The organism is Nostoc sp., assembly GCF_036917975.1.
Taxonomy (GTDB): Bacteria; Cyanobacteriota; Cyanobacteriia; order Cyanobacteriales; family Nostocaceae; genus Nostoc.
The window spans coordinates 58982-82885 of the sequence record NZ_JBALEJ010000047.1 but is presented as its reverse complement, the minus strand read 5'-3'; the positions used below and the strand labels follow the sequence as shown (position 1 = coordinate 82885).

Here is a 23904-nt window from a genome sequence, read left to right as displayed (position 1 = left end):
TTAAGTTTCTACTACCTCGCGCACTAACTGCGCCAACTTTTCAGCACTATCAGGAATAGCGATCGCATGAGCTTTTTCACCCATCTTTGCTAACTCTTGCGGTGACTGTAACAAATTCAACACAATACTTTGCAATGCTTCTGCCGTCAACTCCGATTGCTTCAACGTTAACGCCGCCCCCGCTTTGGTAAACACCTCTGCATTGTAAGATTGATGGTCTTCGGCGGCAAAGGGGTAAGGAATCAAAATCGCTGGCGTTCCACACACTGCCAATTCTGTCAAGCTACCTGCGCCAGAACGACTAATAGCAAGAGTTGCTCTTTGCAACAAGGCTGCCATATTGTTGTAAAAAGGTAAGGCTATGTACTGTGGATGTTTGAGACTATCTGCTTCTAGATCGCGATCGCCAGTTAAATGTACTACATAAATACCAGCATCAAACCAAGCTTTTGCAGATTCGCGCACCAATTTATTCACCGCAATAGCACCCTGGCTACCACCAAAAACAACAATTAAAGGAACACCATCAGGAATAGCTAAATCCAGTGGTGCATCAATTGCCCCATCCAGAAATTGCCCTCTTACGGGAGTACCAACATAGACATTTTTGGCACGGGGTAAATACTTAGCAGCAACTTCAAATCCCAAAGCTACTGCACTACACCAAGGGCCAAAAAAACGAGTTACTTTACCTGGTAAGGCGTTAGATTCGTGGAAAACCACGGGTAAACCAAGGGAACGCGCTGCAATGACGGCTGGCCCGGCAATGTAACCGCCTGTGGTAAACACTCCTTGAAAATTTCCCTGTTTAAGAATTCGTCTGACTTCTAGAATCGAAAGGGCGAGTTTACCCAAAATCCGAATTGAGGAGAGTCCAAACCCTTGCTGAAACCCTTCAACTGCAATAGTATTCAAGGGATACTGTTTGGGGACAAGTTGAGTTTCTAGCCGATCGGGTACTCCCAGCCATTCTATTTGATAATCTGGAAGTTTTTCTGCCAGTGCGATCGCTGGAAACAAATGTCCACCAGTCCCACTGGCAGCTATTAATAATCGTATCGGTGCGTTTGCCATCAAACCTCTACCGTTTAGGGTCTAGCTTAACTAAGATAAAACAATTTGCTTACTTTCTCTAATCAAATCAGTAAATTATTACCAATGACTAACATTTTTACCGCCTTAGTGAGACGCCAACTCAAATTTCCAGCAAATATCTGGCTGGTTTCTTGCCTACTGACTATTGGTTTAACAAGTGGTTGGCAACGCACTCTGGCGACGACACCACAGCAATTAGCCCAAGCAGGTACAGCCCAAAATGCACCAGCCGATCTGAAAAACCTGTTGACACAAGTTGATGCAGCTGCCAGTCGAGGCGATGTGAAAGGGGTATTGCAATTCTACAGCCCGAATTTCACTCATGGGGATGGATTAAACTTCCAAACCCTAGAAAAATCTTTGACTTCACTTTGGCAACGATATCCCAAATTGGAATACAGCACAAAATTGCTATCTTCAAAACCTGAAGGCAATGGGATTATTGCCGAAACAGAAACGAAGATAACTGGCTTACCCTCTGGTAGCAATAATAAATTGTCTCTCAATGCGACAATTAAATCACGTCAGCGCATTGAAGGCGGAAAAATAATCCGCCAAGACGTTTTGTCAGAACGCACCATACTTACCTCTGGTAGCAAGCCGCCCCAAATTGATATTAAGTTACCACAGCAGGTGGTGGTTGGTCAGAAGTATAATTTTGATGCGATCGTCCAAGAACCACTTGGCGATGATTTTCTACTAGGAACGGCGCTAGAAGAAGCCATCCAACCAGAGAAATTTCTCAACCCCACACCTGTTGATTTGGAATTACTGACATCTGGCGGACTGTTTAAAGTAGGACAAGCACCATCTATCCCAGGTAGCCAATGGGTTTCTGCTGTCATTCTGCGGGGTAATGGGATGACGATGGTAACTCAACGCTTGCAAGTGGTGAAAAAGTAGAGACGCGATGAATCGCGTCTCTACAAGAGTTAGGAGTTATAGCCCGAGTGATGATAAATTATGAACGATGAAACTTGTGCTAATTCATAATTCATAACTGTTAACTCCTGACTCCTAACTTATCCTAATGACTTCTCTACAAAATCAAATCATTTTGATCACTGGTGCAAGTAGTGGTATCGGTACTGCTTGCGCCAGAATCTTCGCTGGTGCAGGTGCAAAACTTATCTTGGCAGCACGACGGTTAGAACGTTTGCAGCAGCTAGCAGATACTCTTAATAAAGATTTTAGTACTGAAATTCATTTATTACAGCTAGATGTGCGCGATCGCAGCGCTGTCGAATCTACTATTGCTACTCTACCCCCCGCCTGGGCTGACATCGACATTCTCATTAATAATGCTGGTCTAAGTCGCGGTTTAGACAAGTTGCACGAAGCCAGCTTTCAAGACTGGGAAGACATGATTGATACTAACGTTAAGGGTTTACTTTACGTCTCCCGCTATGTTGTTCCGGGAATGGTGAGTCGCGATCGCGGTCATGTGGTAAATTTAGGTTCCATTGCCGGACATCAAACCTATCCCGGTGGCAATGTCTACTGTGCTACTAAAGCTGCTGTCAGAGCTATTTCTGAAGGTTTAAAACAAGACCTGTTGGGAACGCGGGTACGTGTAACTTCCGTTGATCCTGGTATGGTAGAAACGGAATTTAGCGAGGTACGCTTTCACGGAAATACTGAACGCGCCAACAAAGTCTATGAGGGAGTTACACCCCTAACAGCAGATGATATCGCTGATGTGATATTTTTCTGTGTGACGCGATCGCCCCATGTCAATATCAATGAAGTTGTGCTGATGCCTGTTGACCAAGCTAGCGCTACCCTAGTTAACCGCCGAACATCAAAATAACCCATCTCCATACCATTTAAAAAAGTTAAAAAAGCTTACCCTTTTTCAGGTAAATAGACTACGCAGTAGGGGCACAGCATTGCTCATGAGTGTCAACTTAACGTGAAAGCAAGCCTAGAACTAGCTTTTAGATTGCCTCGTTCCTAGTCTCCGACTGGGAATGCCGTCCTAGAGGCTCCGCCTCCTTGCTGGCGGCAGAGCCACTTTTGAGTTGCATTTCCAGCCGGAGGCTGGAAACGAGGTTTTAAAGGAGTTTTAGCTTAAGTTGACACCTATGCACAAATGTGGACTTACGACAAATGTGGTTCAAATACATGAAAACTGATGTAAGACTTTACCTACTTGGCTAGAGTGAATCTACGAACTGCTGTACTTTTTCTCGGAGTGGCTGATGTTCGATTTGCTCTGCTAACTCTTGGGCATTTTGGAAACACGAGCGCGCCTTTTTTTTGCGTCTGGTTGTGGCGTAAAGGTTTCCCATATTCAACAAAGTCGAAATTTCTCCCAGAGCATCGCCCAGTTGTTGATAAATTGCAATGGCTTGTTTGTAAAACTTCATTGCCTGCCGATGCTGTGCCAGAGTAGTGTAGGTAAAACCAATGTTATGAAGGGTTGTGGCCTCACCAGAGCGATCGCCAATTGCCTGACGTGTCAAAAGAACTTGATAGTAGAGTAATAGGGCTTCTTTCGGTTTTCCTAAATCATGATAAACAGAAGCAATATTATTCAAAGTGGTTGCTTCTGCAAGCAAATTCTTCACAGCTCGTTGAATTGGGAGGGCTGCTTGAAAAAATTCTAGAGCTTGCTCAAACTTGCCTAAGACATTGTAGGCGAACCCAATGCCATTTAGGGTTGTTGCTTCACCAGAAAAGTCACCTAGCGATCGCCGCATCGTCAAAATTTGGTGTTGTAACAACAGTGCCCGCTTCGGTTCCCCCAATCGGGTATAAATTAGCGCTACATCATTGAGCGTAGAAACTTCACCTTGAATATCTTGCAATCGCCTGAAGATGGAAAGCGCTTGATCAAAATATTCCAGCGCTTGCGAAAACCGTCCTAGACGGCTGTAGGTAGAACCCAAATTGCTAAGTGCAGTTGCCTCTGCGGAAGCGTTGCTAATTTCAACAGCAACCGAAAGCGCCTGATGAAACCGCTCTAATGCTCTTTGAGGTTGCGAGCAACTGAGGTAAGCTAAACCGAGATCGTTCAATGTATAACCTTCCCTAGCTCGGTCTGGAATTGCTCTAGCTAGATATAAATTCTTGGTTGCCAAATCGAGATACTCTTGAAATTTACCCCGCTGATAGTAGCGGCTTGCTTCATCACGACGTTGTTCCCACTCTTTGACTTGATTTAATGGTTGCGTCATCTGACCTCAGTTGCACTCTGCGATAATTAAGCAGGACATCTCTTGGGAATGAACCCCTATTAGGTTTACCAAATTTTAACCTTAATCTTCTATCTTTAGATATAAGACTTAAAGAGATAAGTATGGTATTATTCCATCTTTACATGAGTATTTATGAAGCAATTAATACAAAATACCTTAGTAGAGGCGCATAAAATCTGACCTTTTTCCTGAGAGGAAAGAGGTTTTGAGGGGGCTGCTTCCCTGAGATTTCCGACTTATTTAAGATTTCAAAATGTAAAGAGAATCATCTGGCTGCCATTCTGTGCGTGAGATAGCATAGTAAACTACATCATGACCGTAATAGCTAGTATCCTTTTCGTACTTCATCCCTAGCTTTTGAATCACACGCACTGAAGCGAGGTTTTCTGGATGTGCGTAGGCGTAGCCCGCCGTAGGCATCGCAACTATCCGATCAAGCTTCACTTCCCCAAATCCAAACTTTAAAGTTGCTTGTGAGGCTTCAGTTCCCATTCCCATATTCCAATAGGACTTGTCAAACACATAGCCAAGCTCAATTTCTGGGGTATTTTCCAGAAAACTAAGTCCACAACGGCCAATCATTTTACGAGTTTCTTTGTGTATTACTGCCCACATTCCAAAGTTTTGTTGTTGCCACTGTTGGATATGTTTATTTAAACTTGTCTGGGTTTGTTCCCTTGTTCTTGGCAACAAATACCTCATCACTTCTGCATCGCTGTAGAGGCGAAATAGGTAATCAAAATCCTTTAGAGAGAAGTGCCTTAGTTGCAGCCGCGCAGTTTCTATCTCCATAATTGCCCCAATTCAGAATTAAATTTAGAAATTGTCAAGATAATTATCCGATCCCTATTCTGAACGGGGCAGAGCAAAATACAAGCACTAACCAGATTTTTTCAAATCTTCAGTTCTTGTCAAATATTCTAAAACGAATGGCACTAAGAAAAGATACAGCCCATGCTCTGACGGGTTCCCAGCCTAGAGGCTGGGAACCCATTCTGGGAGGCTCCGCCTCCAGTAGCTTGACGAGAGGCAGCAGCCCCTTTGAATACATTCCCAGCCTGGAGGCTGGGAACGAGGTGACACAAGCCTTTGGGCTTTTCTTAGTGCCATTCTATTCCGAAACTTAAGCAAGAGCTATTTGAAGTTTCTTCACTGCTTTTTGAATTAATCGATTACTTTTGGTAACAATGTTCGGCTGTTTTAGCTGTTGCGGTCTTTTCTCCGGTTCCTTAAGAAAACGATAGTATAAAAACTCATCTCTGTAACAAATATTGACATCTTCGCCTTGAGATAAACGCGCGAAATCAGTATAGGAATAGTTCATGTAGTGAATACGATGAATTGGTTTTAATTCATCTTGGTTGTAAAGGATATTATTAATATTTACAAATGGGTCTGAGTTAGCACAGTTACCTGTTCTTTCTTGACCGTTAGGACTGAGAGTAAAATTAAATAAGGCCAGATTTGATTTCCATGTCAAATAATTAAATAAATGTGCATCATCCCACCATGCAGTTAGCCATTCAACCTCTCCATCTTCAATTAATAATTTTTTATATAAATCTAAATCTTTTTCTGGAAATAACCCTGATTTAGAACCAAAAAAATCAGAGCAGTGAAGTCTAGGACGTATGTCTTTTTCCGAAGCAATTTTGGACTTTTCTAAAAGTGGAATATTTAATGGTACTTTTGTACGTTCTTTAGTGTGTATCCAGTCGTCAAATACAAAATCGTATGTGTTTAATTTTTCAAAAATATCATCAACTGGCTTCATGAGAAGGCTATCAGCATCACAAAATAGAAACCGATCAAAATGTCCGTTAAAAACACACATTTTTCTTTGTAAGTGACCTGATGACCACCAATTACGTGAGATTTTGGAAGTTCTAGCACCTGGATGAACTGACCAAACTCTGTGAGCAAAGCCTTCCCAGTACTGTATTGCTTCCCAATTCTCAAAAATGCTGACGTTTTTCCTAGAGTTTACTTCTTTTTTAACTAAGTCAAATTTATCATCATAGGGAATAATACAAACAGGAATATTTGGGTTAACATTAACTTCAATACTATTCAACAATGCCACTAGCTGATCGTAAACGGCATCATTTGCAAGTGTATAAATACCGCAAGATTCCATAAGATAATATCCTAATTTTTATATTTAGTTTATTTGTAATGCTTCTGGCGCATTTTCTTGCGATCGCAGCCCCGATCGCGCAATTAATTTGATAGATAAGAACTCAGCCTAAGTATTATAAATAGCGTCTTTGGGTAAGTCAATGAATTCCGTTTCTGACGAAATTCTCTTGAAAGCGCCCAATTATACAATTAATTTCATAATTATTACTTGATGGGTATTGATGGATCATTAATTTTGAATTTTGAATTTTGAATTCGGAGCCTACCCCTGCGGGGAAGCAAGCTACGCGTAGCGTCTCCAAGAGTTGCGACGTGACGCTCTCTAGGAGATGCTACGCTACTCATAGAGTAGACAGTTATTAAGCTTTGTAACGAAAATCAAGACAAGAACCCAAAAATTGGCCTGAGCGATCGCCAAATGTCTTGTTTGTTGCTCTTGAGCGACAAAATTGGTTAAGACAAATTGTTAGGCGTATTTTTTTGCAAACATTAATATAATGCTCTTACTATGAGCATCTACCAATCTCTCAAAAAATCTTACAGGCAAGACAGACGCCGTGAAAATGACTGGCGGTTGTTTTTGCGTCTAGTACCCTATGCCCGTCGTAGCGGCCGGTTATTGGCGCTGTCAATGTGCCTACTAGTACCGATCGCCCTAGCGAATGCCTTACAACCGTTCTTAATCGGCCAAGTAATTTCCCTGATTCGGCATGAACCAAGCGCTTACGAATTTTTTCGGAATCGTCCCCTCTCGCAAGGGTTAAATATCCTAGAGGGATCATTGGTGGTTGCGATCGCCATCCAATTAATGTTGACAGGTGTCCAAGGTTATATAGTCCAAAAGCTGGGGCAACAAATCACCGCAGCAATTCGCCAAGACTTATTCCAGCATGTGACATCTCTAGCAGTGCGCTTTTTTGACCGCACGCCCGTAGGTAAATTAATCACCAGAATCACCAGCGATGTGGAAGTGTTAGGTGATGTCTTTTCGACTGGGGCAATTGGCATCGTGTCCAATTTGTTTTTAATGCTGGTAACTTTGAGTTTAATGTTCTCCATCCAGTGGCAACTCGCTTCCTTGCTGCTATTAATACTATTACCAATTAGCTGGTTAATTGTTTACATTCAGAAACAGTACCGCAAAGCCAATTACAAAGCACGGGAAGAACTTTCTATTCTGAATTCGCAGCTACAAGAAAATGTACTTGGCATTAACGTCGTCCAATTGTTCCGCAGAGAAAAATTTAATGCTGAATTGTTTCGTGCTACGAACAACAACTACACTCAGCAAGTGGATAAAACCATTTTTTATGATTCATTTGTTTCTGCAACCTTAGAGTGGATTGGACTAATTGCGATCGCAGGTGTTTTGTGTGTGGGTGGGTGGCTGCTATTGGGAAAAAGCTTGACTTTTGGAACATTATCTACATTTATCTTGTATGCCCAGCGATTATTTGATCCCTTACGGGATTTTGCCGAAAAATTTACAGTAATTCAAGCTGGTTTCACTGCCATTGAACGCGTCAGCGATATCTTAGATGAACCGATAGAAATCCGCGATCGCGCCAACGTTCGTTTCTCAATCTTTGATGCGAAATTTGGCTACATAGACGAAATCGTGGCAAATCTAGAATCCCCAGACCTCACTTCTCCCCCAGAACTGGGAGAAATTCACTTCGATCACGTCTGGTTTGCTTACAAAAATGATGATTACGTAATTAAAGACTTAGACTTCACCATTCATCCTGGTGAAAAAATTGCATTAGTCGGCCCCACAGGCGCGGGTAAAACTTCGATTATCCGGCTTTTGTGCCGCCTCTACGAACCCACCCAAGGACGCATTCTCATCGATGGCGTAGATATTCGAGAAGTCCCACAGGCAGAACTGCGGCGCTACATGGCAGTAATTTTACAAGAAGGCTTTTTATTTGCTGGCGATGTTAAAAGCAATATTTCTTTAGGAGATGGCTACACTATTGAACAGATTCAACAAGCAGCAGAAGAAACCAACATTGCCCAGTTTATAGAAGAACTACCCCAAGGTTATGATACTCAACTTCGAGAACGAGGCACAAATATTTCTAGTGGTCAAAAGCAACTTTTAGCCTTTGCGCGGGCTGCCATTCGCAATCCCCAAATTTTGGTATTAGATGAAGCTACCGCTAGTTTAGATGTTGGTACAGAAGCTTCAGTTCAAGAGGCATTAAACCAGCTATTGCTCAGACGTACTGCTATTATTATCGCTCACCGCTTGTCTACAATTCGCAATGTAGACCGGATTTTTGTTCTCAAGCGTGGCGAATTAATCGAACAGGGAAGCCACGATCAACTACTGCAACAAGAAGGGCTTTACGCCACTTTGCATAACTTGCAGATGTTAGGAAGTTAGGATATTTTCCGAATAATCCCAGGTGGAAAAGAGCGTAGGCGCAGCCCGTAGTAGACATCGTTATCACTTTTGAGTTTTGCTAAAATAGGATTGGCTTAAGTATGAAGAGAGAATAATAAAAATGACTACCTTAGAAATAGCGATCGCCAAAATCAAAAAATTACCTGTTGAGCAATTCCTAACTTCTAAAAAAAATCCCCACCCAGACAAATGCCTGAGTGGGTAATATGAGGTCGGACAAAACAATCTTCCCAAAAGAAGTCAGGGAATTATTTGCTCTCTGTAAAATCAGCGTCAATCACATCGTCGCCGCTACCAGAGCTAGATGTAGAACCGCTATCTTGAGGTTCCGCACCTGGCGCAGCACCGCCACCGGCTTGCTGATAGATGTTGCTACCAACAGCGAATAGCGCTTGTTGCAATTCTGGGGTCAGCTTCTTGATTTGCTCATCGTCTTCTTTAGCAACTGCTTCCCGCAGTTCTTTCACTAAACCTTCGACTTTAGTTTTATCAGCATCGGGAACTTTATCGCCCAATTCTTGTAACTGCTTTTCAGCTTGGTATGCCAAAGAATCGGCTTGGTTCTTGCGTTCAATCTTCTCACGCCGCTCTTTGTCAGATGAAGCGTTTTGTTCAGCTTCTCTTACCATCCGGTCAACATCATTTTTATCCAGGGTGGAAGCGCCGGTGATGCTGATGGACTGTTCTTTACCAGTGCCTTTGTCCTTAGCGGTGACGTTAAGGATACCGTTAGCATCAATATCAAACACCACTTCAATTTGAGGAACGCCGCGTGGTGCAGGAGGAATACCATCCAGACGGAAGGTTCCCAAGCTCTTGTTATCGTTAGAGAATTCGCGTTCACCTTGGAGGACGTGAATTTCTACGTTGGTTTGACCGTCCACAGCAGTGGAGAAGACTTCCGATTTCTTGGTGGGAATTGTGGTGTTGCGGGGGATAATTTTGGTCATTACGCCGCCCAATGTTTCCACACCCAAAGATAGGGGTGTCACATCTAACAGCAAGATGCCAGTTACATCACCAGCCAGTACCCCGGCTTGAATGGCTGCACCAACCGCTACGACTTCATCAGGGTTAACGCTTTGGTTGGGTTCTTTACCCAATACCTGCTTCACAATCTGGTGGACTGCGGGAATCCGGGTAGAACCACCAACTAATACGACTTCATCAATATCGCCTTTGGTTAACTTGGCATCCCGGAGAGCATTTTCCACAGGAATACGGCAACGGTCGATTAAGTCAGAGCAAAGTTCTTCAAACTGAGCGCGAGTCAGAGTTGTATCCAGGTGCTTGGGCCCATCCTGGGTAGCGGTGATAAATGGCAAGTTAATTTCTGCTTGGGTAACGCTAGAAAGCTCAATTTTAGCTTTTTCTGCGGCTTCAGTCAGACGTTGTAAAGCTTGTTTATCTTTGCGTAGGTCAATACCTTCGGCTTTTTTGAACTTCTCAGCTAAGAAGTCAACTATTTTTTTATCAAAGTCATCACCACCAAGGTGAGTATCCCCAGATGTGGCTAGTACTTCAAAAACTCCGTCTCCTACTTCCAGCACAGATACGTCGAAAGTACCACCACCAAGGTCAAATACAAGGATGGTTTCGTTACTCTTCTTGTCAAATCCATAAGCTAGAGAAGCAGCTGTCGGTTCGTTGATAATCCGCAGAACTTCAATCCCGGCAATTTTACCAGCGTCTTTTGTCGCTTGTCGCTGGGAGTCGTTGAAGTATGCGGGAACAGTGATTACAGCTTGGGTTACGGTTTCACCCAGGTATTTGCTGGCATCTTCAACTAGTTTGCGAAGAACTTTTGCAGAAATTTCTTCAGGAGCAAACGGTTTACCAGCTATCGGACAATCTAATTTGACATTGCCATTGCTGCTGAGGACTTTGTAAGAAACTTCCGTAGCTTCGTTACTCACTTCATCGTAGCGGCGTCCGATAAAGCGTTTGACTGAGTAAAACGTATTTTCGGGGTTCATCACCGCTTGACGTTTGGCGATTTGGCCAACCAAGTTGTCGCCATTTTTTGCAAATGCAACTACTGATGGCGTTGTCCGAAAACCTTCAGCATTAGCAATTACTGTGGGTTTACCACCTTCCATCACTGCCACGCAGGAGTTCGTTGTTCCTAAGTCAATTCCAACTACTTTTGCCATTTTAGGTGCTGGCTCCGTATAACTACAAATGAATGAATGAGAATATAAAGGACTAAATTTTGAACCAACAGGGTCAATAAATCGGCCAGTTCAGCATGAATACCTTTGTTTTGGCTCTTCTGGGGTTAAAACTCCAGATTATGCTGATATATATACTGAAGCTTAGTGGTAGCCAGTCCATGAAGGGTGGTTTCCCGAACCTTGCTTGGGACGGTTAAACTAACTAAATTGTGTTTTTAGTTGGTTCATGGATTAATTTGCCTTCACTCTGTCTAATGTAGAAGAATTAATACTTTCAGCAATTAGGGTGAACCGTAACGTCTGAGTGGTGTTTGCCGTCTTTAGAGGTAACAAACTACAGAAGCACTGAGAATATAAGGATGAAAAAGTGCGTATGTGTAGCTCAACCCAAGCATCGTTTCCGTAATTCACCATAAAACAGAGGCGCAAAATTACTCTTTGCGCCTCTATTTTGGAAAGTTCTGTTCACTCTTGGCGTTAGCAAAAACAGACGCTTGCAAAATTGCTAATTCTGTGCTATCGCAAGAAGCCGATGCCCAGAATTTTCGCTGCGTTTCTGTGTGAGATGTTCCCTACTTACACCATTTCAGAGGAAGCCTGTACCAGTGATTGAGGCTGAGGCTGGAACATAAACAACGAGTACACCACATCTCGGCGAATGTTAACCATCATATCCAAGAACAATTCATACCCCTCGCTCTTATACTCAATCAGTGGGTCTTTTTGTCCATAACCACGTAATCCCACCGATTCGCGCAAGGCATCCATTTGTTGCAGGTGTTCCCGCCACAGGGTATCAATGCGTTGCAAGATAAAGAAGCGTTCCGCTTGGCGCATCAGTCCGGGTTGAACTTGGTCAATCTGCGCTTCTTTGAGGTCGTAAGCAATTCGCACCTGTTCGTGGAGGAAGGCTTTAATCTCGCTGACGGTGATATCTTCTAGTTGACTAGCTTGTAAATCTGCTAGCAGATAGACGAATTCTTTGACTTTCTCAACCAACTTTTCTAATTCCCACTCTTCCGAGGGCAAGTCTATGTTGATGTAAAAGTCAACGATGTCATCCATCGTTTTTTCGGCGTATTTAATTACCTGTTCTTTCAAGTCTTGACCTTCTAACACCCGGCGGCGTTCAGCATAAATCGCACGACGTTGATTATTCATCACCTCGTCATACTCAAATACCTGCTTCCGAATGTCGTAGTAGTAGGTTTCAACTTTTTTCTGTGCGCCTTCCAAACTGCGGGTAAGCATCCCAGATTCGATGGGCATATCTTCTTCTACTTGGAAGGCATTCATTAATCCAGCAACGCGATCGCCACCAAAAATCCGTAGTAGGTTATCTTCTAAGCTGAGGAAGAATCTTGTGGTTCCGGGGTCGCCTTGTCGTCCTGCACGTCCGCGCAACTGGTTGTCAATCCGCCGCGATTCGTGGCGTTCTGTACCAATTACGTGCAAACCGCCAATTTCTACGACCTCATTATGTTCGCGAGTCGTAAATTGTTCATACTCCCGCTTAACCTGGTTGTAGGCTTCCCGCAATTTCTGAATTACTGGGTCATCGATGGGAGCTTTTTCTGCGGCTACAGCTACCTTGTCTTCAGCTTCCAGTTCGGGTAAGCTACGTTCGCCATACTCACGCACTGCAATTTCTACTGCGTCTTTGAGTAGTTTTTCGGTTTCTTTGGTTAACTGGGTAGGGAAAATTTCTGGCGAAGCCCGCCAAGTTTTGACTTTTTTACCAGGGACAAAGCCTTGACCACCGCCATGTCCTGTGGGTAATCCGGCTGCTCTTTGCACACCAAAGCTATCTTCATCTTCTGGCTGGACAATCCGGGGCATGAAGTATTCCCGCAGTTTCAGGCGCGCCATATATTCGGAGTTACCACCCAAAATTATGTCTGTACCTCTACCAGCCATGTTAGTAGCAATGGTAACAGCACCCTTACGTCCGGCTTGGGCGATTATTTCCGCCTCACGTTCGACGTTTTCGGGACGAGCGTTAAGTAATTCGTGAGGAATCTTCAAATCCTTCAATAGGCGACTGAGAAGTTCGGATTTTTCTACACTAGTGGTTCCTACTAACACAGGTCTGCCGAGTTCGTGCATTTCGGCACATTCTCTGGCGATCGCGCCCCACTTGCCTGGTTCTGTTTTAAAGACCATATCAGACAAATCTTCGCGGCGGCGATCGCGGTTGGTGGGAATTACCGCAACTTCAAGTTTGTAAATTTTTTCAAATTCTGGTTCTTCGGTTTTTGCCGTTCCTGTCATCCCACCGAGTTTGGGATACAGCAAGAACATATTTTGATACGTAATTGTCGCTAGAGTTTGAGTTTCTGGTTGAATTTCTACGTGTTCTTTAGCTTCAATTGCCTGGTGTAATCCATCACTCCAACGCCTTCCGGCTAGCACGCGACCAGTAAATTCATCCACAATTACGACTTCACCATTGCGGACGATGTAATTTACATCCTTGAGGAAAAGTTCTTTGGCTTTAATTGCATTGAAAACAAAGTGCGCCCAAGGATCTTCTGGGTCAAATAAATCTGTGACTCCTAAAAGATTTTCCGATTCAGCAAACCCTTCATCTGTCAATAGAACGTTACGAGCTTTTTCATCTACATCGTAATGTTCGTCTTTTTTAAGTGTGAATGCTATTTCAGCAGCTTGTAGATACTTTTCTGTAGGTCTTTCCACCTGCCCAGAAATAATCAGTGGTGTCCGCGCCTCATCAACTAAAATTGAGTCCACCTCGTCAATTACGCAATAATTAAACGGGCGTTGCACCACATCTGCCATTGATGTCGCCATGTTATCTCGCAGGTAGTCGAAGCCGACCTCGCTGTTGGTAACATAAGTGATATCGCAGTCGTAGTTTTTCTGGCGTTCACTGGGAATCATGCTTGCCTGAATTAGCCCTACACTCAGCCCCAAGAACCGATGCACCTGTCCCATCCATTCAGCGTCCCGACGAGCCAGGTAATCGTTCACGGTGATGACATGTACACCTTTACCAGTGAGGGCATTTAAATAACTTGGCAAGGTAGCAACTAGTGTTTTACCCTCGCCGGTTTTCATTTCGGCAATTTGCCCTACATGCAGAATGATCCCGCCAAGGAGTTGGACATCAAAGTGCCGCAAGCCTAAGACTCGCCGTCCTGATTCTCGAACAACGGCGTAAGCCTCTGGCAATATGTCATCCAAGGTTTCGCCTTTGGCGAGTCGTTGTTTAAACTCAACGGTTTTACCTTTTAATTCATGATCAGAAAGAGCCTTAATTTCTTCCTCTAAAAGGTTAATTTCAGTAACAGAAGGTTGGTATTTTTTAAGCTTACGAGCGTTGGGGTCGCCCAACAAAAGTTTTAGCATGGCAGGTTATAGAACTGAATCAAGGGGATGGGAATTACAGGGTCGGCATTGATTATAAACATTTAACCCAGCCTAACCGTCTTGGTCGTGGATGGGTTTGAAATGAGAATTACCTCAAAAACAGGAGAAAAACTATCCAATCAGTCTATTAAATGATTGGTTTTAACTCTTATCTTATATTTAGTCTTTCTTCATAGTATCATTTTGCCCCCAGATGGGGCCAGAGAGGGAGTGGGGGAATAGAGTTAGGAGTTGGGAGTTAAGAGTGATGAGTGATGAATTTTTCAACTCCTAACTTCGCACTCCTAACTTCTCTCTTCACTTCCACTCTGCTGTCAGGCGACGGAAATTGTAATCACTAGCACTGGGATGACAACTGACACAACTGCTAATCTGGATGGGACGTGGTAACTTCACTTTTGGATGCAAAGCTTTGAAATAACGCGAATTGTTGAGGCGATATGGCGTTTCTTCGTCGTCTAGCTGCACACGGGAGAAAGTCGAAAGATATTTCCACACCAATATGCGTGGCGGATCGACTAAAGGCTTGAGTTGTGCGCCGTAGTGCTGCGAATCTTGCAGAAGATTTTTCCAAGTTTGGGTAGGTAAAACTGCTGGTGGTAAGCCGATGTGGCATGTGGAGCAGTTTTCTAAATACAGTTCTTGCCCTAGTTTGTATTGTGCAGGTACTACGTCAACAGTACCAATTTCGGCAGTGGGAATAGCACTTTGGGCGTTAGTTGCCAAGGCTAGAATCCAACCCATAGCTAAACTCCAGGTTACAATTACCAGAAGTAAACCGAAAAATTGGCGTTTAAATTCACGTTCAGCGCTTTGCTGTAGCGCTTGGCGATTGCCTAAGAGCGATCGCGTTTCACCATCGCGGTTTTTGCGCTTAACAAATATTGACATTCCTCACATTCCCAGATATTTAAAAGTGGCGCTTGTGCTAATCATAAGACTTACGCAGTATTGGTAGTGTTTTAAATTTTGCGTAAGTAATTTTGGTGAGCAACGCATCTTTAACATATCCACAACAGTAATATAAATATTTATTCAGCGCACCACTGAGCTATACAAGAAAAATTTCCTAACAGTTTCAACCTTCCCCACTGTCAAAATCAGCTAAAATCTCTCGGATTTCATTTACACCAATATCTTCTCGGTCAGATTTTGAATAAATCGTTAGTAGTAAAATACTTGTAGGTGACTCAACTTGATAAATCAATCGATATCCAGCACTCTTACCTTTTTGGATATGACTGTTGCGAACTCTCACCTTGTAAATAATATACTCCTCACCAATGCCCGCAATGCGATCGCCGAAAAAATTTCCTTGCTGTAATTGCTCGATAATCGGTTGAACATCAGAGCGAATATTGCGAAATCTCTTTGAAAGGTCACGCAAGTTTTGTTTATATTCAGGAGTTAAATCGATGAATATTGATGGCTGTTCATTCGGCATCGATTCCCTCCCACATTTGAGATAGTGGCAGGCGTTGACCAGTTTTTGCTTGCTGCAAGGCTCTCCTCAAACTAGCTTTAATCTCCTCAACGGGTGTATCATCAGGGTCAACCTCTTCTGTTTCTGCTTGTTCTGGAACCAACACAATTACCCGAACCTGATGAGGGTAAGCGGTTCCCTGAATCGGCTCATCTAAAACTAGGTTTCCTTGAGAGTCAATTCTGCCAGTAACTTCGATCGCTTTCATTTGTTGTCTACCTGATTTTGTAGGATATCCTAACACGCCCAAATTCCAAGCAATATGAGAAAACTGAAGTTTATATCTGTCAACCAAATCCTTGATTGATTTACAAAAAGGCAGGAGTTAGGACAATACTGCTCGGATAAGCAGGGGAAGCAGGGGAGGCGAAACTCTTCCCCTGCTCAAGAACAGCTTGCCTCAATGTGCAAACTATAATCACAACAGCTTATTACGGGCTACGTCTACGCATTTCCCAAACTTTCCAAAAACCGCTAATATGTAAGTACATAACGTATATACATTACATAATGAGTGACTCCTACAGCATTCGTAGTACCAAAATAGGTAACAGTGCTGGGTTTCGATTACCTGCGGAGTTTTACCGTGAGTATCCCCAGTTTGCAAATGCAGATGGTTGGATAGAGGTATTATCACCAGATACGGCAATTTTGCGGATTGTACTTAAATCAACTGAAGCAGAAGAAGAAGATTCGTTAATGATGCAGTTATTTCTCGATTTTGCTGTTACCGAAGCACTAAAAAATAATACATTGCATCCTTATACAACTGAGATGTCTGATGCTGCTCATAAACTGATTGAGGGCGTTGAATTATAAGACGAATCGCTAGAAAATGGCTAACTTTGTCAGCAATGGCTGGGAAATTTATTTTCACCCGCAATTATTTGGCACTCAATATCAAGAATTATTTAACCGGGTTTCTCAATTACGCGAGAAGTTGCCGGAAGCTGAGTTTAAAACCCATGCGACTGTTAAGCTATTTGCCGCTCTTACTATTGTAATTGAAACTAAAATTCCCTCCGACCCTTTAGCAAGTCATTTTGCGCTAACAGGGGCATTAAAACGGTATGGGAGGGTGAAAAAAATGGGCTTACCCGAAAGATATAGACTATTTTTCAGAGCTTTTGATACCTCACAAATGAAAGCGATCGCAATTTTGTGGTTGGGTTTTCTGCGTAAACAAGGTGCGAGGAATGACTGTTATGAGGTATTCACTAAAATGGTAGCGCGAGGAACTTTCCCTGATAGTTTGGATGAATTGATAGCAGAATACGAACTGACGCAGGACGAACCGGAGTAGAAGCACAAACAAATATCCTCCACAGCAAGAAATAGAGTTACCGCTACCCCAATACTGCTCGGATAAGCAGGGGAGGCAGGGGAGGCAAAACTCAACGCCAGCCTCCATTTCTCGCCCTGCTTGCCTCAACCAAGAAATTCCAAAACCTACGCAGTATTGACCGCCACCCTACATTGCGGTTTTTTAGTTCAATACAGTTCAGATAAGAACAAAACACTTGTAGAGACGGCGATTTATCGCGTCTCGAAAACCCACGATTTTCTAGAGATAGCGCTTAACCTAAGCGTATTGTTTTTTAGTTCATCAAACTCACCTGACATTAAGGAATAGAAACCGATCGCAATAATCGCTCCACAACAGTTCTGGCATTGCGTCCTCCTCTAGGAATAAGACGATGGCAAAGAACATGAGGGACGAGAAATTTTACATCATCGGGAATGACATAATCACGACCTAATAAAAAAGCTAGCGCTTGGGCAGCCCGTTGTAATGCTAATGTGCCACGCGGACTGACACCAAGGGCAATTTCCTCATCTTGGCGTGTTGCCCGCACCAATTCGAGGATGTACTGTTGCAAGGAAGTTGCCACTTTTACTTGAGAACAGAGGTAACGCAATTCCTGTACTTCTGCCAAGGTAATGCAAGGCTGCAAATCAGCAACTTTTACACCCTTTTGGAGATTTTGCAGCATCACGAGTTCTTCTCCCTCAGAAGGATAGCCCAAACTCAGGGACAACATAAACCGATCCATTTGCGCTTCTGGGAGAGGAAAAGTACCTTGATACTCCATCGGGTTTTGAGTGGCAATCACAAAAAAGGGCTGGGGAACTGCACGAGAGACACCATCAACTGTTACCTGATGTTCTTCCATAACTTCCAGCAACGCTGACTGAGTACGGGGTGTAGCGCGGTTGATTTCATCAGCTAGTAGTATGTTGGTAAAGACTGGGCCAGAAAGAAAAGTAAATTCGCCGCTTTTGGGGTTCCAGATGTTAGTACCAGTAATATCCGTTGGTAGTAAATCGGGGGTACATTGTAGCCGTTGAAACTTGCCATCCAGTGAACGAGCTAGGGATTTAGCAAGCAGGGTTTTACCAACTCCAGGGACATCTTCTAGGAGAGCATGACCACCACCTAACAAGGCGACTAGCACTAAGCGTATTGCCTCAGCTTTGCCAACGATGGTAAGAGCTAGATTTTGTGTTAAAGCGTCGATTTTTTCTCTCATGCGTTGCGGGGAGTGGGGAATAGGGAGTTAGGAATTAGGAGTTAGGAATTAGGAGTTAGGAGTTAGGAGTTATAAGAATTCTTTCCTCAATTCTCAATGCCCAATGCCCAATTCCCAATGCCCAATTTCCAATTTCCCTAAATACATTGTTCCCACTCAGAACTCCCAACTCCTAACTCCTAACTTTTAACTTTGCACTCCAGCACTCAAAACTTCTCTAGCAACAACGCAGTCAAGTTGAATTTGTGTTTTCAGGGCTTCGAGAGAAGGAAATTTTTGTTCAGGGCGCAAAAATTTAACTAGCTGCACAACCAGTTTTTTGCCATACAAATCACCAGACCAATCAAATAAATGTACTTCCGCAGATGAATAAGTACCATTTACAGTTGGGCGATTGCCGATATTCATTACGCCCAAGTTCTCACTAGGAGCGGTGCCTGATATTTCGCTGAGAGTGAAAACGCGGACAGCGTAGACTCCTTGGCGGGGCAAAAACTTGTCTTTTGGTAGTTGGAGGTTGGCGGTGGGAAAGCCAATTGTTCTGCCCAATTGTTGACCTTGAACGACATCACCAAGGAGAGTGTAAGGGCGTCCTAGTAGTAGATTTGCATTTTCGATGTCGCCATGCTCAAGGGTTTGACGGATCAATGAAGTGCTAATGCGGGCATCTTGAGTCGGAGTAGTACTGACGCAACTACTTTCGATGGGCGATTCACCTGTATAAGTTTGTAAGGGAACGATAGTAACGGGAATATTGTGTTTGGCGGCGAGTAATTGCAAATCTTTAGCAGTACCACTACGCTTTTCGCCGAAACAAAAATCCTGCCCGATACTAATTTGTTGGCATCGCAGCTGTTGCACAAGAATTTTTTCGACGAATTCTTCGGGGTTCAGTGCAGACAATTCTTTGTCAAAGGGTAGTAGTACCAGTTGTTCTACCCCAAGCGATCGCAATTGTTGGACTTTTTCATCCAGTGGCGTTAGCAAAGTCCGGGGTTGCCCCGTAAAAAACTCCTGTGGATGGGGGTCAAAGGTGACAACTGTTGAGTAGGTATATTCTTGATTTGCCAGTTGATTTTCCTTTGACTGCCGACTACTAGCTACTGACAAGTTACCACCAGCGTGCAAGACTGGTTGAATTACTCTTTGATGCCCAAGATGAACACCATCAAACTTGCCAAGGGCAACAGCAGTCGGCGTTAGCAGCCCAACGCTAGAAGAAGCAACCCGCACAGAACACCCATTTTTAGACAAATTTAGCACGTGGATTCTGAGATTTTAGGTTTATTTTAGCTATCAGCAGGAAGCTACCCTATGGTAAACCGCTTTGAATTGGGGACTGGGGATTGGGGACTGGGGATTGGGGACTGGGGCCTGGGGAAGATAAGTATGAGGATTCATACCCCAAGCAAATATCTTAAAAGAATTTCTTCACCAGCATACAGTACCCAATAGCCAGTTTTGGAGCGCTCATTTCTGAGGCAGTGCGGTCTTCTCACAAAGAGATTTGCCCAAGTGGAGCAACGGCCATCCCTAACTTGCTGGAAAGGAATCGGTGCAACCCGTTGAGGAGGAAAGCTTTTGTACATCGTCTGAACTTTCACCAACTGCATCTGATGTCTTGTGCTATCAGCCAAAAGCCTAACCCAAAGAAAGTTGCCCAAGATGATTTCTTGTGCTTTTAACTTTACAGCTAATTGCTAAGTCCAGATAATCCCAAATACTAGAGCTAAAAAGGCTCTAGTTTTTTATTGAGACTTACCCCGACCATCAGCCGCAAGAGAGGTCATCTGTGGGTGTCTGGGCTGTTTTGGTGAATCGATAAACTGTTTCCTCCTGTTGTCGCCCCAATCCTGTGGCGCTAAGACAACTCTAGGCAGCGCTGTCTTAGCGTGCAGTAGGTACGCGATCGCGCTGAAAGCTTCTGATCACCAATCTAATCTAAAATCTCCAATTCCTCCGATCGCAATCTTTAGGTAGAAAACTTACTAACAGGAAAAGATTCTGATAAGGCTACTGAGGTGGGAATCTGAAGTACCAATCCTTCCCGTGCCATAATAGCGCCAGGAAATTTTGCAGCAGCTTGTTTGCCTACACGATCCAAAAAGTCGTCATCGTGCGCCGGATCGTGGTGGTAAATCACCAGAGTTTTGACGTTAGCAGCTTGTGCCACTTTCACTGCTTCTTGCCAGGTAGAATGTCCCCAGCCAATTTTCGGGGATTTTGGGGAGTGGTATTCCTCGTCTGTATAGGTAGAATCGTAAACTAAGATGTCGGCATTACGAGCTAGCCACAACACATTATCATCGAGTCGATCGGGAAAATGTTCGGTATCAGTGATATAAGCAGCAGCACCACCACGCCAATTGACACGGTATCCTACGGCTTCACCTGGATGATTTAAAGGTGCTGTTTCTACGGTAACGTCATCGATGTGGATTGGTTGCCCCGGTCGAATGTCGTAAAAATTTAAATTGGCCTGCATAATCTGCAAGGGTACGGGAAAATTCGGGTGTAACATTTGATCGTTGAGGCGCTGTTCTATGGTAGAACCATCAGGTGCGATCGCCCCGTAAATATGAAAATCATTCCCATTCACAAACCCTGGGGTAAAGAAGGGAAAACCCTGCATGTGATCCCAGTGAGAGTGGGTAAAAAATATGTGAGCTTCTAACGGCATTTGGCGCAACATGGATTGCCCCAAAACATGTAGTCCTGTGCCAGCATCGAAAATTAAGCGCTTATCGCCCGCTTGCATTGATATGCAAGGGGTATTACCGCCGTAACGAACGGTGTGTGGCCCTGGACTGGGGATGCTACCGCGAACGCCCCAAAATTGTACGGTAAATTGGTTCTCTATCCTAGACATGGGTGTTGCTTGCTGGACTGAGCGGGCGATAATTGGAAGAATTTTTACTTATTTTGTCTAAGTTTATGCTGTCTCACCGATTTTGCGAGAGGGAGGATTTCTTGGTAAAACAGCATACCCTGTTTCTGGTTGATTGTGTAAATGTAAATGAAATACTGTCAGTTAGAATCAGTTAGAATTTTCCGCTTTTTGGGGTGGATGTGTATCACTTATTTCAAGAGTGCCCCTACGTTATAGCCTACATTTTTCTATGATGCATTTACACAACCCCAGTTTTGTCCTGATAAATCAGATGTTTCAAGGAAAATTGAATTCCCACTCAGATAATTTATCTAGTCCAGTTGCATAAGTAAGATTGTATTGTAACGGCGTTACACTGATGTAGTTTTTACGTACAACCTGCACGTCTGTCGGTACATTTTGAGGCAAGTTTAATTCGTTTGGGAGTTCCACGTCTTCAGTTACCTCTCCAGTTAGCCAGTAGTACGTTTTTCCGCGAGGATCAACTCGTTTATCAAATACATCAATGTAACGCCGTATTCCTTGACGGGTGAGAGTAACACCGGCAATTTCTTCCCATTTGACCGCAGGAATATTGACATTGAGCAACATCAAATCTGGTAGCGGTTTTTGGGCTAACTGGTCTACGAGAATTTTGGCAAACTTTGCAGCCGGTTGAAAGTCTTTCGATGTGTGACTTATAAGACTCAGGGCTACACTGGGAATGCCTTCAATTAGACCTTCCATTGCCGCAGAAACAGTACCGGAATATAAGATTTCAGTTCCCAAATTCGCACCTTGATTAATGCCAGAGAGAACCAAATCGGGGGGAGTCGGGAGTAAAGCCCACAGCGCCAATTTGACGCAATCTGAAGGCGTACCATCGCAAGCCCAAGCTTTGATAGCAGGATGAAAAATCCCTTCAACAATTTCGGCGCGAATGGGTTGCTGTAAAGTTAACCCGTGTCCAGTTGCCGATCGCTCTCGGTCTGGACAAACTACACTCACATCATGACCGGCCTCTGCCAAGTAATTGGCTAGGGTACGAATCCCCAAGGCAGAAATGCCGTCATCGTTGCTAATTAGTAATTTCATAGTCATTGGTCATTGGTCATTGGTCATTGGTCATTAGTCATTGGTCATTGGTCATTAGTTATTTGTTATTTGTTATTAGCCATTTGTCAATGTCTGAGGTCACAAGCAGCAAAAAACATGGATACTCACTAGTACAACACGGCGGAAATAAACCACCCATTCCAAATCAATGAAACGCTTACGCTGTATTCATTTTGAATTTTGAATTTTGAATTTTGAATTTTGAATTCCGCCTTGCGGTACTAGTACACTGTGGCAGAAGTTTGCTTACTTTTAAGACAAGTTACTCAATCCCTAAGTCTTGTTAACTGGGATGTTAGGCGGATTTTTGCGCCCACTGTACTAGCCCAACCTCTCTAACTGATAAACAGAGGTTTAATTTCGACTCTCACCTTTAGCTGATGTTAATGGATATGACTGTAAGTTTATTTATCGACCAGTTCACAGCTTTTGACTATAGACTAATGACTAATGACTAATGACCAATGACTAATAACTAATGACTAGCAATTTAGAAGCTCAACTTTTAGCACTGCGGCAAGAAGGAGAAAAAGCGATCGCAGCCGCCGACACCCTAGAACGTCTGGAAGAACTCAGAGTTAACTATCTGGGTAAGAAAGGGGAACTGGGGGCACTGTTGCGAAGTATGGGGCAAATGAGCGCAGAGGAACGACCGAAAATTGGAGCGATCGCCAATACAGTCAAAGAATCCCTGCAAACTAGTCTAGACCAGCAACGTGCTACCTTAGAAGCCGCACAAATTCAGGTACAGCTAGAGGCGGAAACTCTGGATGTGACTATGCCGGGAATTTACAGCCCCCAAGGTCGCATTCATCCCCTCAATGGCATTATCGATCGGGCACTGGATATCTTTGTTGGTATGGGCTACACCGTAGCTCAAGGGCCAGAGATGGAAACAGATTACTACAATTTCGAGGCTCTCAATACCCCGCCCGACCACCCCGCCCGTGATATGCAGGATACCTTCTATCTGCCAGATGGAAATCTTTTACGTACTCATACCTCATCAGTGCAAATTCGTTACATGGAAAGAGAAGAACCACCAATTCGGGTTGTGGCTCCAGGGCGAGTTTATCGGCGAGATAATGTAGACGCGACTCACTCAGCAGTTTTCCATCAAATAGAACTTTTAGCCATTGACGAGGGACTAACTTTTACAGACCTCAAAGGCACAATTAAAGTATTTTTACAAGCAATCTTTGGCGATTTACCTATTCGTTTTCGCGCCAGTTATTTCCCGTTTACTGAACCCTCTGCTGAGGTAGATTTGCAGTGGAATGGGCGGTGGCTAGAGGTGATGGGCTGCGGCATGGTCGATCCAAATGTACTTAAGTCTGTGGGTTATGATCCAGAAGTTTATACAGGGTTTGCTGCTGGTTTTGGTGTAGAACGCTTTGCAATGGTGTTACACCAAATTGATGATATTCGCCGCTTGTATGCTAGTGATTTACGATTTTTGCAGCAATTTTAGGACTTAGGTAATAGTTATGTACTGCA

The 23904-nt window shown here is 43.7% G+C and carries 21 protein-coding genes; 7 read left to right on the top strand and 14 right to left on the bottom strand.

The genetic code is table 11. The annotated features are described in order from the left end of the window. Positions 1 to 1074, bottom strand: coding sequence for an undecaprenyldiphospho-muramoylpentapeptide beta-N-acetylglucosaminyltransferase (murG, locus tag V7K76_RS20070; RefSeq protein ID WP_334778867.1), 1074 nt, complete (start codon positions 1072 to 1074; stop codon positions 1 to 3). An 84-nt stretch (positions 1075 to 1158) separates the two neighbouring features. Between murG and V7K76_RS20065 the strand changes: the two genes are divergently transcribed. Further along, positions 1159 to 1998, top strand: coding sequence for a nuclear transport factor 2 family protein (locus V7K76_RS20065; RefSeq protein WP_334778866.1), 840 nt, complete (start codon positions 1159 to 1161; stop codon positions 1996 to 1998). 127 nt (positions 1999 to 2125) lie between these two features. Next, on the top strand, positions 2126 to 2905 hold the full coding sequence (locus V7K76_RS20060) for an SDR family oxidoreductase (RefSeq protein WP_334778865.1): 780 nt from the start codon (positions 2126 to 2128) through the stop codon (positions 2903 to 2905). 346 nt (positions 2906 to 3251) lie between these two features. Here V7K76_RS20060 and V7K76_RS20055 read toward each other — a convergent pair whose 3' ends face one another. Then, positions 3252 to 4274: a tetratricopeptide repeat protein gene (locus tag V7K76_RS20055; RefSeq protein ID WP_334778864.1), complete on the bottom strand. Its 1023-nt coding sequence runs from the start codon at positions 4272 to 4274 to the stop codon at positions 3252 to 3254. 261 nt (positions 4275 to 4535) lie between these two features. Then, complete coding sequence (locus tag V7K76_RS20050) at positions 4536 to 5087, bottom strand: GNAT family N-acetyltransferase (protein ID WP_334778863.1); 552 nt, start codon at positions 5085 to 5087, stop codon at positions 4536 to 4538. Between the two features lie 137 nt (positions 5088 to 5224). On the opposite strand from V7K76_RS20050, the gene V7K76_RS20045 reads away from it, so the two are divergent. Continuing rightward, the gene (locus V7K76_RS20045) at positions 5225 to 5422 is read left to right on the top strand and encodes a hypothetical protein (RefSeq protein WP_334778862.1); all 198 of its coding nucleotides are present in this window, start codon (positions 5225 to 5227) and stop codon (positions 5420 to 5422) included. Here V7K76_RS20045 and V7K76_RS20040 read toward each other — a convergent pair. After that, entirely contained in the window at positions 5419 to 6432 is a 1014-nt protein-coding gene (locus tag V7K76_RS20040) for an Npun_R2821/Npun_R2822 family protein (protein ID WP_334778861.1), read from the bottom strand. The two genes, V7K76_RS20045 and V7K76_RS20040, sit on opposite strands and share 4 nt — an antisense overlap. Positions 6433 to 6942: 510 nt before the next feature. Here V7K76_RS20040 and V7K76_RS20035 point away from each other — a divergent pair. Beyond that, positions 6943 to 8823 carry an ABC transporter ATP-binding protein gene (locus V7K76_RS20035; protein WP_334778860.1) on the top strand — a complete coding sequence of 627 codons (1881 nt, stop codon included), beginning with the start codon at positions 6943 to 6945 and terminating at the stop codon, positions 8821 to 8823. 269 nt (positions 8824 to 9092) lie between these two features. Here the strand turns inward: V7K76_RS20035 and dnaK are convergent, their stop codons facing one another. The 5 genes from dnaK to V7K76_RS20010 form a co-directional block, all read right to left on the bottom strand. After that, positions 9093 to 10997 carry a molecular chaperone DnaK gene (gene dnaK, locus V7K76_RS20030; protein ID WP_334706699.1) on the bottom strand — a complete coding sequence of 635 codons (1905 nt, stop codon included), beginning with the start codon at positions 10995 to 10997 and terminating at the stop codon, positions 9093 to 9095. A 597-nt stretch (positions 10998 to 11594) separates the two neighbouring features. Further along, positions 11595 to 14387 carry a preprotein translocase subunit SecA gene (gene secA / locus V7K76_RS20025; RefSeq protein ID WP_334778859.1) on the bottom strand — a complete coding sequence of 931 codons (2793 nt, stop codon included), beginning with the start codon at positions 14385 to 14387 and terminating at the stop codon, positions 11595 to 11597. 318 nt (positions 14388 to 14705) lie between these two features. Further along, on the bottom strand, positions 14706 to 15299 hold the full coding sequence (locus tag V7K76_RS20020) for a cytochrome C (protein WP_334778858.1): 594 nt from the start codon (positions 15297 to 15299) through the stop codon (positions 14706 to 14708). Positions 15300 to 15486: 187 nt separating this feature from the next. Beyond that, positions 15487 to 15852 carry a type II toxin-antitoxin system RelE family toxin gene (locus V7K76_RS20015; RefSeq protein WP_334778857.1) on the bottom strand — a complete coding sequence of 122 codons (366 nt, stop codon included), beginning with the start codon at positions 15850 to 15852 and terminating at the stop codon, positions 15487 to 15489. Continuing rightward, entirely contained in the window at positions 15842 to 16099 is a 258-nt protein-coding gene (locus tag V7K76_RS20010) for a type II toxin-antitoxin system RelN family antitoxin (protein ID WP_334778907.1), read from the bottom strand. Before V7K76_RS20010 ends, V7K76_RS20015 begins: the two co-directional genes overlap by 11 nt. A 302-nt stretch (positions 16100 to 16401) precedes the next feature. Here V7K76_RS20010 and V7K76_RS20005 point away from each other — a divergent pair, with 302 nt between their 5' ends. Together V7K76_RS20005 and V7K76_RS20000 are read left to right on the top strand one after the other, a co-directional pair. After that, positions 16402 to 16710, top strand: a complete 309-nt coding sequence (locus V7K76_RS20005) for a hypothetical protein (RefSeq protein ID WP_334778856.1) — start codon at positions 16402 to 16404, stop codon at positions 16708 to 16710. 16 nt (positions 16711 to 16726) lie between these two features. After that, entirely contained in the window at positions 16727 to 17194 is a 468-nt protein-coding gene (locus V7K76_RS20000; protein WP_334778855.1) for a type II toxin-antitoxin system YhaV family toxin, read from the top strand. 319 nt (positions 17195 to 17513) lie between these two features. On the opposite strand, the gene V7K76_RS19995 is transcribed toward V7K76_RS20000, so the two are convergent. The 5 genes from V7K76_RS19995 to surE all read right to left on the bottom strand — a co-directional run bounded on the left by V7K76_RS19995 (position 17514) and on the right by surE (position 22386). After that, positions 17514 to 18422, bottom strand: coding sequence for an AAA family ATPase (locus tag V7K76_RS19995; RefSeq protein ID WP_334778854.1), 909 nt, complete (start codon positions 18420 to 18422; stop codon positions 17514 to 17516). A gap of 186 nt (positions 18423 to 18608) precedes the next feature. Then, positions 18609 to 19685 (bottom strand): bifunctional riboflavin kinase/FAD synthetase, encoded by a 1077-nt coding sequence (locus tag V7K76_RS19990; RefSeq protein WP_334778853.1) that lies wholly within the window; start codon positions 19683 to 19685, stop codon positions 18609 to 18611. A gap of 134 nt (positions 19686 to 19819) precedes the next feature. Beyond that, positions 19820 to 20086, bottom strand: a complete 267-nt coding sequence (locus tag V7K76_RS19985) for a hypothetical protein (protein ID WP_334778852.1) — start codon at positions 20084 to 20086, stop codon at positions 19820 to 19822. A gap of 308 nt (positions 20087 to 20394) precedes the next feature. Beyond that, a complete protein-coding gene (locus V7K76_RS19980; RefSeq protein WP_334778851.1) occupies positions 20395 to 21291 on the bottom strand; it encodes an MBL fold metallo-hydrolase in 897 nt (298 codons plus the stop codon). Between the two features lie 297 nt (positions 21292 to 21588). Further along, positions 21589 to 22386, bottom strand: a complete 798-nt coding sequence (surE, locus tag V7K76_RS19975) for a 5'/3'-nucleotidase SurE (RefSeq protein ID WP_334778906.1) — start codon at positions 22384 to 22386, stop codon at positions 21589 to 21591. Between the two features lie 499 nt (positions 22387 to 22885). Between surE and pheS the strand changes: the two genes are divergently transcribed. After that, positions 22886 to 23878, top strand: a complete 993-nt coding sequence (gene pheS / locus V7K76_RS19970) for a phenylalanine--tRNA ligase subunit alpha (protein ID WP_179066197.1) — start codon at positions 22886 to 22888, stop codon at positions 23876 to 23878. The last annotated feature ends 26 nt before the right edge of the window (positions 23879 to 23904 follow it).